Consider the following 12918-nt stretch of genomic DNA (forward strand, 5'->3'; position numbering starts at 1 on the left):
GAGCACCCAGCCAGATTCCATGGATACACGTATGCCGGCCGACGCCGACGCTCAGCCGCCGCGACAAGACGGCGGTGATGGGACTGAGGCCGCGCCTCGTCGCAAGGGACTGCGCCGCGGCTTGCGCAACCTCGTGGCTTCGCGCCGCCAGCAGCAGGACGGCCGCCCTGAGGGTGAAGCCGCTGAGGCGGGTGGCGCGGACGCTGGCCAGCCTGCTCAGCCGCGCAAGAGCCGCGCGCCACGGGTGCGGAAGCCGAAAGAGGCGGCGGCTGAGCCGACGGTCGTTGCCGCAGAAAGTGCTGCATCGGCCGAACAGGCGCCAGCAGACAGCCAGGGCGAGCGACGTGGTCCGCGCGGCCGTTTTGGCAAGAACCGTCGCCGTCAAGGCGAAGGCCAGCCGGCGGAGCGCGCCGAGCGCAGCGAGCGTACGGAAGGCGCAGGGGGCAAGAATGCCGGCGGTCGTGGCAAGCAGCAGAGCCGCAACGGCAAACCGCAAGGCAAAGCCGGCGGCCCGACCCAGAATCGCGGGGGCAAGGGGCTGAAGGGTGGCAAGGGCTCCGAAGACGTCTTCCAATACGTGATTTCAGGCGCGTACGACTCGGAGGTTGACGCCGGCGGCGCCTCGCAGTCTCCCAAGACGCGCGAACTGACATCCGACGATGACGCGCCCAAGCTGCACAAGATCCTGGCTGATGCCGGACTTGGCTCGCGCCGCGACATGGAAGACCTGATCCTGCAGGGTCGCGTTTCTGTGAATGGCCTGCCGGCTCATATCGGCCAACGCATTCTCGCCACCGACCAGGTGCGCGTGAATGGCAAGCTGATCCAGCGCAAGCTTCCCAACAAGCCGCCGCGCGTGCTCCTGTATCACAAGCCGGCCGGTGAAATTGTCAGCCAGTCCGATCCGGAAGGTCGTCCGACCGTGTTCGATGCATTGCCGCGCATGAAGACCGGCAAGTGGGTCGCTGTCGGTCGCCTTGACTTCAACACCGAAGGCCTGCTGATCTTCACGACCTCCGGTGACATCGCCAACCGGTTCATGCACCCGCGCTATGGCGTTGAGCGTGAATATGCGGTGCGTACGCTTGGAGAGCTGGCTGAGACCGATCGCCAAAAGCTGTTGCACGGCATCCCGCTCCAGGACGGCGAAGCCAACTTCCTGCGCTGCGTCGATGGCGGCGGCGAAGGTGTCAACCACTGGTATCACGTCGCTCTGACCGAAGGCCGGAACCGCGAAGTCCGGCGCATGTTCGAAGCGGTCAACCTGACCGTGTCGCGCCTGATCCGTACGCGCTATGGCAGCTTCGTCCTCCCGCGTGGCCTCAAGCGCGGGCGCTGGCAGGAAGTGTCGGCCGAGGATGTGCGTACGCTGATGGGCACGCTGGGCATGAAGGTGCCGACGGCCAGTTCTGGCGGTGGGCAAGACCGCCAGGGCAATCGTCGCCGTGGGCCTGCGCCGGTGCTGATGGGGCCGATGTCGTCTGGCTTTGCCGGTGAAGCAAACTTCCAGTCGCGCGGCATGGGTGTTGAGAACGGTAATCGCGCGCAGCCCGCGCAGCGCCGTCCGTCCAACCTGCGTCAGCCCGATCCGATGCAAACGTCCATGGGCTACATCAATGTGGGCGGTCCGACCACGCTGACAGCGCGCACCCGCATGGGCGAGCGCACGAATGGCCGCGGCGGTGCGGCCGGTGGCGGTGGGGTGCGTGATGGGAATCGTTCGCCCGGCGGCAAGCGCCCTGGAAAGAGCGGCGGCGGCATGCCTAACGGCAACAAGGCGCCGCGCGGTGGTGGAAAACGCGGCGGTAAGCGCTAAAAAATTGGGGGCGTTGTGTGCGGCAGCCGTCGCAACGCCCACTTTTGTGGCGGCTTCGGGGCAATTTTTGCGTTTTGCCTGGAAGCGTATTACAATGTGAGTCTAATCAAAAGTCATCCTGTAGAAGATGGGCGAATGATATGGGCGTTGCGCCCATTTTTTTTTGCTTCCGCAGGTTGGCCATACCGGGAAATTCTTCAGGAAAAACGTGCATCTGACTGATCTGATTGAGAAAACCCTCACCGCCATGGGTTACGAGCTGGTGGAAGTGGAGCGCGCGCCCGCCGGGCTGCTGCGCGTGTATATCGATCAGGCAGAGAACGGCATCGTCATTGAAGATTGCGAAAAAGTGAGCCATCAGCTCACGCGCGTGTTCGAAGTTGAAAACGTCAACTATGAACGGCTGGAAGTGTCGTCGCCGGGGCTGGATCGCCCGCTGCGCACGCTGGCCGACTTCACGCGCTTCGCCGGCCTTGAGGCCAAGGTGACGCTGCGCTTGCCGGTTGGCGGGCAAAAGAATTTCACGGGAATCATTCAGGCCCCGACGGGCGAACCAGGCCAAGAAAGAATCGGCCTTGAGTTTGAGGGCAAGGAAGGCCCCGCGCTGCTGGAATTTACGCTGTCGGAACTCGACCGCGCCCGGCTGGTGCCCGTGCTGGACTTCAAAGGAAATCGAAACAAAGGGAACAAGCAATGAGCCGCGAAGTTCTGTTGCTCGTCGATGCGCTTGCGCGCGAAAAAAACGTCGACAAGGATGTGGTGTTCGGGGCGCTGGAGGCCGCATTGGCTTCCGCGACCAAGAAGCGCTTTGAAGAAGACGTGGATGTGCGCGTGGCGATCGACCGTGAGTCGGGCGAACACGAAACCTTCCGTCGCTGGCTCGTCGTTCCCGACGATGCAGGCCTGCAGGAACCGGACAAGCAGATCCTGCTGTTCGAAGCCAAGGAGCAGAATCCTGACCTCGATGTAGACGACTTCGTGGAAGAGCAGATCGAGTCGGTCGAGTTCGGTCGCATTGGCGCGCAGGCTGCAAAGCAGGTGATCCTGCAGCGCATCCGCGATGCCGAGCGCGAGCAGATCCTGAATGATTATCTGGATCGTGGCGAGAAGGTCATGACCGGTACGATCAAGCGTGCCGACAAGAAGGGCCTGATCGTTGAAACCGGTCGCGTCGAGGCGCTGCTGGCCCGCGACCAGATGATCCCGAAGGAAAATCTGCGTACGGGCGACCGTGTCCGGGCGTACATCCTGAATGTCGACCGCACCGCACGCGGCCCGCAGATCGAGCTTTCGCGCACTTGCCCTGAGTTCCTGATCAAGCTCTTCGAAAACGAAGTGCCGGAAATGGAACAGGGCCTGCTGGAGATCAAGGCAGCCGCGCGCGATCCTGGCGTGCGTGCGAAAATCGCGGTTGTTGCACACGACAAGCGTATCGATCCGATTGGCACCTGCGTCGGCGTGCGCGGCACCCGTGTGACGGCTGTGCGTAACGAAGTTGGCGGCGAGGCCGTGGACATCGTGCTGTGGTCGGAAGACCCGGCGCAGTTTGTGATTGGTGCGCTGGCGCCGGCGCAAGTGCAGTCCATCGTCGTGGACGAGGAAAAGCACAGCATGGACGTGGTGGTCGACGAGGAAAACCTCGCCGTGGCCATCGGCCGTAGCGGCCAGAACGTTCGCTTGGCGTCGGAATTGACCGGCTGGCAGATCAACATCATGACGCCGGCAGAGTCTGCGCAAAAGCAGGCAGAAGAAAGCTCCGTCGTTCGCCAGTTGTTCATGGCGAAGCTGGACGTGGACGAAGAGGTTGCCGACATCCTGATCGAAGAGGGCTTCAGCTCGCTCGAGGAAGTGGCCTACGTGCCGCTGCAGGAAATGCTGGAAATCGAAGCGTTCGACGAAGACACCGTCAACGAGCTGCGCAACCGCGCTCGCGACGTGTTGCTGACGATGGAGTTGGCGAAGGAAGAAAAGGTCGAGAAGGTGTCGCAAGACCTGCGCGACCTCGAGGGGCTGACCCCGGAGCTGATCGGCAAGCTGGCCGAGGGGAACATCCAGACGCGTGACGACTTGGCCGAGCTGGCCGTGGACGAATTGGTCGAGATGACCGGCGTCGACGAAGAACAAGCCAAGGCGCTGATCATGAAGGCGCGTGAACACTGGTTTTCGTGAGTCGCATAAGCGTTGATCGTTTATCGCAATCCTCACTGAAACCAAGCATCGAAAGGGTTTGAATGGCAAGCACAACAGTTGCCCAACTCGCTGGCGAATTGAACCGTAGCGCATCTGCGCTGCTGGAACAATTGCAGGCCGCGGGCGTGCAAAAGGCGACGCCGGAAGACGTCATCACCGAATCGGACAAGACCCGTCTGCTCGACTATCTCAAGCGAGCACACGGCAGCGCCGAGGATGGCGCGCGCAAGAAGATCACGATCACCAAACGCGAAACCAGCGAAATCCGCCAGGCGGATGCCACCGGCAAGACGCGTACCGTGCAAGTGGAAGTCAAGAAGAAGCGCGTGCTGGTCAAGCGTGATGAGCCGAACGCGGCACAGGCCGAATCGGAGGCTGTAGAGGCCGCACCGGTGGTCGATGCCGAGGAAGTCGCGCGTCGCGAGGAAGAACAGCGCCGCCAGGCCGAATTGCTGGCTCGCCAGGAAGCCGAGCTGAAGGCACGCCAGGAAGCGATGGAGCGCGAGGAGGCTGAGCGTCGCGCCCGTCAGGAAGCCGCCGAAGCCGAGCAGAAGCGTCAGGCTGAACTCGCTGCCAAGAAGGCGGAAGAGGAAGCCGTGGCTGCCCGCGCTGCCGCTGAAGCCTCGGACGAAGCCCCGCGCCGCAAGGCCGAGGAAGACGCCGCACGTCTGGCAACCGAGCGCGAAGCGGCCCAGAAGGCTGCTGACGAAGCGCGCGTTGCTGCCGACAAGATCAAGGCCGAGGAAGATGCCGCTCGCAAGCGTCGCGAAGCTGCTGAAGCCGAAGCCCGAGCCATCCGCGAGATGATGAGCGCTCCGGCTCGCGTGCTGAAGACGCCCGCTGAGCGTAAGGCTGAAGAGGTCAAGAAGGCCGAGCAATCGGGCACGCTGCACAAGCCGGTCAAGCCGGCTGGCGAAGCACGCCCGGCTGCGGCTGCCAAGAAGCCGGCTGCCCCCGCACCTGCCGCTGCTGCACCGGGCTCGCCTACGGGTGACAAGAAGGGCGGTCGTGGCAAGGCGGGTTGGCAAGACGACAACCGTGGTGGGAAGCGCGGCGGCTTGAAGACACGCGGCGACACCGGTGGCGGTGCCGACGGCTGGCGCTCGGGCTCCAAGGGTGGCCGCAACCGCCATGGCGACGACAACCGCAATGCCTTCCAGGCACCGACCGAGCCGGTCGTACGTGAAGTGCACGTGCCGGAAACCATCTCTGTGGCCGATCTGGCGCACAAGATGTCGGTCAAGGCTGCTGAAGTCATCAAGCAGATGATGAAGCTCGGCCAGATGGTGACGATCAACCAGGTGCTGGACCAGGAGACCGCGATGATCGTGGTCGAAGAGATGGGTCACCAGGCGGTCGCAGCCAAGCTGGACGATCCGGAAGCGCTGCTGATTGGCGGCGTGGAAGAGCCGACAAACGCCGAGGCCGAAACCCGTCCGCCTGTCGTGACCGTCATGGGTCACGTCGACCACGGCAAGACCTCGCTGCTGGACTACATTCGTCGTGCCAAGGTTGCGGCAGGCGAAGCCGGCGGCATCACGCAGCACATCGGTGCGTATCACGTTGAAACCGATCGCGGCGTCATCACCTTCCTCGACACCCCGGGTCACGAGGCCTTCACGGCCATGCGTGCACGTGGTGCCAAGGCAACCGACATCGTGATTCTGGTCGTGGCTGCCGACGACGGCGTCATGCCGCAGACGAAGGAAGCCATCGCCCACGCGAAGGCGGCCGAGGTGCCCATCGTGGTGGCGATCACCAAGGTCGACAAGCCCGAAGCCAACCCCGACCGGGTCAAGCAGGAGCTGGTGGCTGAGAGCGTGATTCCGGAAGAGTACGGCGGCGATGTGCCATTCGTGCCGGTATCCGCCAAGACTGGCGAAGGTATCGACAGCCTGCTGGAAAACGTGCTGCTGCAGGCTGAAGTGCTGGAACTGAAGGCGCCGGTCAATGCGCCGGCCAAGGGTCTGGTGGTGGAAGCGCAGTTGGACAAGGGCAAGGGCCCGATCGCTACGGTGCTCGTGCAGAGCGGTACGCTCAAGCGCGGCGACGTGGTGCTCGCAGGCACGGCCTATGGCCGCGTGCGCGCCATGCTGGACGAAAACGGCAAGTCGGCCAAGGAGGCTGGTCCGTCGATCCCGGTGGAAATTCAGGGTCTGTCGGAAGTGCCGGGCGCCGGTGAAGAAGTGCTGGTACTGCCGGACGAGCGCAAGGCGCGCGAAATCGCGCTGTTCCGCCAAGGCAAGTTCCGCGACGTGAAGCTGGCGCGCCAACAGGCTGCCAAGCTGGAGAACATGCTGGAGCAGATGAGCGAAGGCGACGTGAAGTCGCTGCCGCTGATCATCAAGGCAGACGTTCAGGGCTCGCAGGAAGCGCTGGTGCATTCGCTCAAGAAGCTGTCGACCGGCGAAGTGCGTGTGCAGATCGTGCACGCTGCTGTGGGCGGCATCACTGAGTCGGACGTCAACCTGGCAACCGCGTCGAAGGCCGTCATCATCGGCTTCAACACGCGGGCCGATGCCGGTGCGCGAAAGCTGGCGGAGAACCACGGCATCGACATCCGCTACTACAACATCATCTATGACGCTGTGGATGAGGTGAAGGCGGCGATGTCGGGCATGCTGTCGCCGGAAAAGCGCGAAGAGACGACGGGCCTTGTCGAGGTGCGCCAGGTCTTCCACGTACCGAAGGTGGGTGCCGTGGCCGGCTGTATGGTGCTGGACGGCTTCGTCAAGCGCAATTCGCTGGTGCGGGTGCTGCGTGCGAACGTGGTCATCTTCTCGGGCGAACTCGATTCGCTCAAGCGCTTCAAGGACGATGTGAAGGAAGTGAAGCAAGGCTTCGAATGCGGCCTGTCGATCAAGAACTTCAACGACGTTCAGGAGGGCGATCAACTCGAGGTCTACGAGATCACCGAGGTGGCGCGTACGCTGTAATACGTTGGCCGGACGCAGCGGTGTCCGGCTCGACTTTGCGACGGTGGCCCGGGCGCGTCCCGCGCCACCGTTTTGTCTTTTGGGCCGGGCTGGCGCGTGCCGGCGGCGCCCATGTGAGGAACACACTATGCCGAAGAAATCGGGATCGGCCGCTGGCCGCAACGTGCGCATCGCCGATCAGATCCAGCGTGATCTGGCCGAATTGATCCAGCGCGAAATCAAGAACCCGGCGATGGGCCTGGTGACGCTGCAATCCGTGACGCTCACGCCTGACTACGCGCACGCCAAGATCTACTTCACGGTGCTGGGCGCCGAGCCGGAAGTCGCCGGCGCCATCCTGAACGAGAAAGCCGGCTACCTGCATTCGCTATTGTTCAAGCGCCTGCACATCCACACGGTGCCGACACTGCATTTCCACTTCGACGGTTCGGTCGAGCGTGGTATCGAGATGTCGCGATTGATCGATGAGGCCAACGCCACGCGCGCCAAAGACGACTGAAGATGGCTGAGCAACATGCGCCCAGGCCGCAGAAGCCGCCGCGCCGCGATGTGCACGGAGTGCTGCTGCTGGACAAGCCGATCGGCTGGTCGAGCAACGATGCGCTGATCCGCGCCAAGCGCCTGCTGTGGGCTAAGAAGGCGGGGCATACCGGCACGCTCGATCCGCTGGCTACCGGCTTGCTACCCCTGTGTTTTGGCGAGGCGACCAAGTTTTCACAGGATTTGCTCGATGCGGATAAGACGTATGAGACCGTCGTGCGGCTTGGCATCAAGACGAGTACCGCAGATGCGGAAGGCGAGGTGCTGAGCGAGCGTCCGGTATCGGTCACGCTGGAGCAACTGCACGTAGCCATCGCGCGCTTTGTCGGCGAGATCGACCAGGTGCCGCCGATGCACTCTGCGCTGAAGAAGGACGGCAAGCCGTTGTACGAGTACGCGCGCGCGGGTCAGACCGTGGAACGTGCTGCACGTCGAGTAACGATCCACGCGATCGATGTGCTGGCGACGGATCTGGAGTCGGCAACGCCGACGATCACGTTGCGCGTGTCATGCAGCAAGGGAACGTACATCCGCACGTTGGGTGAAGACATTGGCGAGGCGCTGGGCTGCGGCGGGCATCTGGTTGCGCTGCGTCGCACGCAGGTCGGCAATCTGACACTGAACGGCGCCGTGACGCTCGAATCGCTGGACGCAGCCCCTGACGATGCGCGCGCCGCATTGCTGGCACCAGTCGACGCGCTGTTGCAGACGCTGCCGCGTGTGGAGTTGGATGCGGACGAGAGCCGCCGCTTCCTGCATGGTCAGCGCTTGCCGTTGCGATTGGCGTTACCGAATGCAGATCAGGTGCGTGTGTACGGCGTGCGTGACGCGATTGCAGCGGATGCCACGGCGTCGCTGCTCGGTGTGGCGGCTTGGCAAGGCGGTGTGCTGCGGCCCGAGCGGCTCGTGCATCTCTAAGCCGTCCGACGGCAACAAAAAAGCCACGCTGCTACGCGTGGCTTTTTTGTTTGCGCGATCTTGGATCAGTGCGCGCCGGCTGCCGCTTCTGCACCCGCCGCCGACTTCGCCGGCTTGGTCAGCCAGATGAAGACGATCAGTACGATAAACAGCACCGCCGAAATCCAGAAGATATCGTTGGCGCCCAACATTGCGGCTTGCTGCGAGATCACGCGTTCGATCACGCCATTGGCCTGCAGGTTGGGCATGCCAAGCTGCGTGTACTGGTTGATCGACGACGCATAGGCCGGGTTGTACGGATTCACGTGTTCAACCAGTTGCGCGTGGTGCAGGGCAGAGCGGTTGTCCCACACCGTAGTCGAGATCGATGCTCCGATGCCACCGAACATGATCCGCACGAAGTTCGATAAACCCGATGCTGCCGGAATCCGCTCGGGCGACAGGCCCGACAGGATGATCGACGTGAGCGGGATGAAGAACATTGCCATGGCGGCGCCCTGGATCAGCGTCGGAATCATCAGCGTCCACGTATCCACCTGCACGGTAAAGTGCGAGCGCATCCAGAACACAAGTGCGAAAGTCATGAACGCCGTGGTCGCGACCCAGCGTGCGTCCATCTTGGGCAGGTTCTTGCCGATGACGGGCGAGAGGATGATGGCGAAGATGCCCACTGGCGCCATGATCAGGCCCGCATCCGTGGCGGTGTAGCCGACGATGGTCTGCAGCCACAGCGGCAGGATCACTAGGTTGCCGAAGAACAACCCGTATGCCACCGAGATGGCCACGACCCCGGCGCTGAAGTTGCGGCCCTTGAACAGCGTCAGGTCCACGACGGGGTGATCTTCGGTCAGCTCCCACACCAGGAAGAACGCGAAGCCCACGATTGCAACGACCGTCAGCACCACGACCTCGGTCGAGTTGAACCAGTCGAGTTCCTTGCCGCGATCGAGCATCAGCTGAAGCGAGCCCACCCACAGGATCAATAGCGCCAGGCCGATCTTGTCGATCGGGAGCGCGCGTGTCGGCGATTCACGATCCTTGTAGATGACCCATGTCGCGTACGCTGCGAGGACGCCCACCGGGATATTGATGTAGAAAATCCACGGCCAGCTCATGTTGTCAGAGATCCAGCCGCCGAAGATCGGCCCCATGATTGGCGCGACCAGCGTTGTCATGCCCCATAGGGCCAACGCCATTGAGCTTTTGGCGGGCGGATATGTCGACAGCAGCAGCGATTGCGACAGCGGAATCATCGGACCTGCGACAGCGCCCTGGATGATCCGGGCCGCGATCAGCATGCCCATATTGGGCGCCAGCCCGCACGCCCACGACGACAGCACGAACAGCAGAATGGACGTGACGAACAGGCGCACCTGCCCGAAACGCTGCGTCAGCCACCCCGTGAGCGGCACCGAGATGGCGTTGGCTACCGCAAACGAGGTGATGACCCACGTGCCCTGGTTTGGGGCCACGCCCAGGTCGCCCGAAATTGCCGGGATCGACACGTTGGCGATGGACGAATCCAGCACGTTCATGAAGGTGGCCAGCGACAGCGCGACTGTGCCGATCGCCAGTTTGGCGCCGGTCAGTGGCTGTAGCGGCTTGGGCGCGGCGGTTGCCATGCGTCAGACCTTGGGTGCGGGTTGCGAAGTGCGCGGAGCCGTTGCAGCCGGCACGTTGGTGGCGGCCGGTGCCGTAGCGCCGCCGCGGCCGGCGTTGGCCGTGATGATGCTGGCAATGACCTGATCGGCGTCTTTTCCGGCCTGGTCGTACACCGTCGTTTGCAGCGGCGAGGCTGTCGGGGCGGTGGCCAGACTCTGGCCGCCTTCATCGTGGATGTCGACCTTGGCTTCCATCGACAGGCCCACGCGCAGCGGGTGGTCCTTCAGGTCCTTCGGGTCGAGCGACACGCGTACCGGCAGGCGTTGCACCACCTTGATCCAGTTGCCCGTGGCGTTCTGTGCCGGCAGCAGCGAGAACGCCGAGCCCGTGCCCGCCGAGAAACCGACCACCTTGCCGTGATACGTCACGCTGCTGCCATATACGTCGGCCACCAGTTCAACCGGCTGGCCCACGCGCATATGGCGCACCTGGACTTCCTTGAAGTTGGCGTCCACCCAGAGCTGGTCCAGCGGCACGATGGCCATCAGGGGCGTGCCCGGGGCGACGCGCTGGCCGACCTGCACCGAACGCTTGGCCACATAGCCCGTCACCGATGCCGGCAGGCTGGTACGCGCATAGGCCAGGTAAGCCTCACGCACCTTGGCAGCAGCCTGCAATACGTTCGGGTGACGCTCCAGCGTGGTCTGCTCGGTCAGCACACGGTTGCCTTGCAACTGTTCCTTGGCGGCTTCCAGTGCGGATTGCGCAGCCTGAACAGCGGTTTGTGCGTGCGAGATTTCTTCTTGCGACACGGCACCCGTGCCGGCGATCTGCTTGCGCCGTGCCAGGTCGTCCTTCGCTTTGGCGAGATCGCTTTCGCGCATGGCCAACGTGGCGGTGAACGCGCTGGTGTTCGAATACAGCGTGCGCACTTGGCGCACCGTCTGCGCGAGCGCCGCTTCGGCCTGCTCCAGAGCGACGCGTGCATCGGCACGGTCCAGTTCGATCAGAGGCTGGCCTGAGGTGACGAGCTGCGTGTCATCGGCGCGAATGGCGACCACAGTGCCCGCCACCTGCGGCGTCACCTGGACCACGTTGCCTTGCACGTATGCATCGTCGGTCGACTCGAACCAGCGGCCGTACAGGCCCCAGTAGAGGCCGTAGCCGACGCCGGCAACCACCAGTGCGGCGGCCAGCGTGGTCAGCATGCGCTTGCGCTTTCCGTTGGCATTGCCGTTGCCGGCGGGCGTTGCCGCGGGGGCTGAGGGTGCGGGGGCAGCGGACGGTGCGGCTTGGGGCTTGTTGTCACTCATGATGTTGGCTCGAAAGAATGCGGTGGAACGGTCGGTTCAGTTCAGTTCAATTCAGTACAGCTCAGCCATGCGAGGCGGTGGCCTCGGGCTTGGCGCCCGGCAGGTCTTCTGTTGTATAGCCACCGCCGAGGGCCTTGATGAGGGCCATCTGCGCGTCGAGCCGGCGTGCCTGCAGATCGGTCGCGAGCTTGCGTTGCTGCAGCACGGTCGTCTCGGCGTTCAGCACAACCAGTTGCGTGCCAAGGCCGGCGCTGTAGCGGGTGCGGGCGAGGCTGTAGGCGCGCTCAGCTTCGCTCAAGGCGGTGCGCTGGATGGCGATCTGCGAGTCAATGCTGTGGAGCGTGGTGATCTGGTCAGCGGTGTCGTGCAGGGCTTCGGTGAGCGTCTGGTTGTAGCTCGCGACAGCGGCGTCATAGTTGGCGTACTTGCCGCGCAGGTTGGCGCGCAGCTTGCCGCCCTGGAAGATCGGCAGCTTGAGCGCCGGCCCAATACCGAGCTGGCGCGAGGCGCCGAGCAGCAGGTTTTCCGGCGCAATCGAGGCCAGCCCCAGGAATGCAGTCAGGCTGATATCCGGCAGGAACTGCGCCTTGGCGACGTCGATATCCTTCGACGCGGCTTCTACGCGCCAGCGCGCAGCCACGAGATCCGGGCGACGGCCGATCAGGTCGATGGTCAGGTTGTTCGGCAGCTTGGGCGTGGTTTGCGCGAGCAGCGTCGGGCGTGTGATTGCGAGTCCGCGGTCGGGGCCCTTGCCCAGCAGCGCGGCCAACTGGTTGCGTGCCAGCGCGATCTGCTCGTCGACTTGTTCAAGTTCCGTTTGTGCAGCGGCCACATTGGCGCGGGCCTGCGTGGTTTCAACTTGCGTATCAAGACCCGCACGCACGCGTTGGCCTGCAAGGTTGGTCAGATCCTTGCGCTGCACGATCGCACGTTCGGCCACGTCGCGCTGCGCGTAGAGCGCCGCGAGCTTGGCGTAGGTGCGTGCCACCGTGGTCGACAGCATCAGACGCGAAGCCTGGCTTTCCGCTTCCATCGATTTGTCATCGGACAGCGCAGCTTCCAGCGCGGAGCGATTCTTGCCCCAGAAATCCAGGTCGTAACTCACGCCCAGCTGGATCTTCGATTCCGTGAACCACCGGCCAGCCAGCGGCGTGCCTTCAAACATGTCGTATTCCGACAGGCGCTGGCGCGTCATGTCGGCATCGAGCCCGACGCTCGGATACAGGTTGCCGCGCACCACATCGGCCATCGCACGCGACGCGCGCACGCGGGCAAAGGCGACTTGCAGGTTCGGGTTGTCCTTGATGGCTTCATCTACCAGTGCGCGCAGTTGCGGATCGTTGAACTGATCGACCCAGTTCTGCGACGGCCACTGGCCGCCTTGCGAGGGCAACGATTGCGTGCTCGCCAACTGGCTCGGCGTGGTCAGAGTCTGTGTGCTGTGCGAATTGCCGAGGTTCGCGCAACCGGCCAGCACGGCCAGCGTCACGGCGGAAAGCGCCACACCCAGGCGTGCCGGCCATTGCGCGCGCGTACTGCCGGCGCGGCTTAGGGGCGAAAGTGCCTGAGGGGCGGAGTTCAAGGCGTTCATGTTGTTTGATGG

At 63.6% G+C, this 12918-nt stretch carries 9 protein-coding genes; 6 read left to right on the forward strand and 3 right to left on the reverse strand.

Going from position 1 to position 12918, the window contains the following annotated elements; all coding sequences use genetic code 11:
- The first annotated feature begins 31 nt into the window (after nt 1-31).
- The 6 genes from ACU8YE_RS02965 (at nt 32) to truB (ending at nt 8400) form a co-directional block, all read left to right on the forward strand.
- The gene (locus ACU8YE_RS02965; protein ID WP_446928076.1) at nt 32-1816 is read left to right on the forward strand and encodes a pseudouridine synthase; all 1785 of its coding nucleotides are present in this window, start codon (nt 32-34) and stop codon (nt 1814-1816) included.
- Nucleotides 1817-2024: 208 nt separating this feature from the next.
- The gene (gene rimP, locus ACU8YE_RS02970; RefSeq protein ID WP_232042552.1) at nt 2025-2513 is read left to right on the forward strand and encodes a ribosome maturation factor RimP; all 489 of its coding nucleotides are present in this window, start codon (nt 2025-2027) and stop codon (nt 2511-2513) included.
- On the forward strand, nt 2510-3985 hold the full coding sequence (gene nusA, locus ACU8YE_RS02975; protein ID WP_027677577.1) for a transcription termination factor NusA: 1476 nt from the start codon (nt 2510-2512) through the stop codon (nt 3983-3985). The genes rimP and nusA overlap by 4 nt, the downstream gene beginning before the upstream one ends.
- Nucleotides 3986-4047: 62 nt before the next feature.
- Nucleotides 4048-6942 carry a translation initiation factor IF-2 gene (gene infB / locus ACU8YE_RS02980; protein ID WP_440076990.1) on the forward strand — a complete coding sequence of 965 codons (2895 nt, stop codon included), beginning with the start codon at nt 4048-4050 and terminating at the stop codon, nt 6940-6942.
- A gap of 127 nt (nt 6943-7069) precedes the next feature.
- Entirely contained in the window at nt 7070-7441 is a 372-nt protein-coding gene (gene rbfA, locus ACU8YE_RS02985) for a 30S ribosome-binding factor RbfA (RefSeq protein ID WP_004626422.1), read from the forward strand.
- A 2-nt stretch (nt 7442-7443) separates the two neighbouring features.
- Nucleotides 7444-8400, forward strand: coding sequence for a tRNA pseudouridine(55) synthase TruB (gene truB / locus ACU8YE_RS02990; protein ID WP_446928057.1), 957 nt, complete (start codon nt 7444-7446; stop codon nt 8398-8400).
- Nucleotides 8401-8465: 65 nt separating this feature from the next.
- Here truB and ACU8YE_RS02995 read toward each other — a convergent pair whose 3' ends face one another.
- From ACU8YE_RS02995 to ACU8YE_RS03005, 3 genes are all read right to left on the reverse strand, one after another.
- Entirely contained in the window at nt 8466-10022 is a 1557-nt protein-coding gene (locus ACU8YE_RS02995; protein WP_260802614.1) for a DHA2 family efflux MFS transporter permease subunit, read from the reverse strand.
- Between the two features lie 3 nt (nt 10023-10025).
- The gene (locus ACU8YE_RS03000; protein WP_232042557.1) at nt 10026-11315 is read right to left on the reverse strand and encodes an HlyD family secretion protein; all 1290 of its coding nucleotides are present in this window, start codon (nt 11313-11315) and stop codon (nt 10026-10028) included.
- Nucleotides 11316-11376: 61 nt separating this feature from the next.
- The gene (locus tag ACU8YE_RS03005) at nt 11377-12906 is read right to left on the reverse strand and encodes an AdeC/AdeK/OprM family multidrug efflux complex outer membrane factor (protein WP_260802612.1); all 1530 of its coding nucleotides are present in this window, start codon (nt 12904-12906) and stop codon (nt 11377-11379) included.
- Nucleotides 12907-12918 lie beyond the last annotated feature (12 nt).

It is taken from the genome of Ralstonia sp. VS2407, assembly GCF_052950655.1.

Bases quoted from the DNA above. Each gene is read 5' to 3' on its own strand.
- ACU8YE_RS02965 (WP_446928076.1), top strand. From the start codon at position 32: ATGCCGGCCGACGCCGACGCTCAGCCGCCGCGACAAGACGGCGGTGAT.
- nusA (WP_027677577.1), top strand. From the start codon at position 2,510: ATGAGCCGCGAAGTTCTGTTGCTCGTCGATGCGCTTGCGCGCGAAAAA.
- infB (WP_440076990.1), top strand. From the start codon at position 4,048: ATGGCAAGCACAACAGTTGCCCAACTCGCTGGCGAATTGAACCGTAGC.
- rbfA (WP_004626422.1), top strand. From the start codon at position 7,070: ATGCCGAAGAAATCGGGATCGGCCGCTGGCCGCAACGTGCGCATCGCC.
- truB (WP_446928057.1), top strand. From the start codon at position 7,444: ATGGCTGAGCAACATGCGCCCAGGCCGCAGAAGCCGCCGCGCCGCGAT.
- ACU8YE_RS02995 (WP_260802614.1), bottom strand. From the start codon at position 10,022: ATGGCAACCGCCGCGCCCAAGCCGCTACAGCCACTGACCGGCGCCAAA.
- ACU8YE_RS03000 (WP_232042557.1), bottom strand. From the start codon at position 11,315: ATGAGTGACAACAAGCCCCAAGCCGCACCGTCCGCTGCCCCCGCACCC.
- ACU8YE_RS03005 (WP_260802612.1), bottom strand. From the start codon at position 12,906: ATGAACGCCTTGAACTCCGCCCCTCAGGCACTTTCGCCCCTAAGCCGC.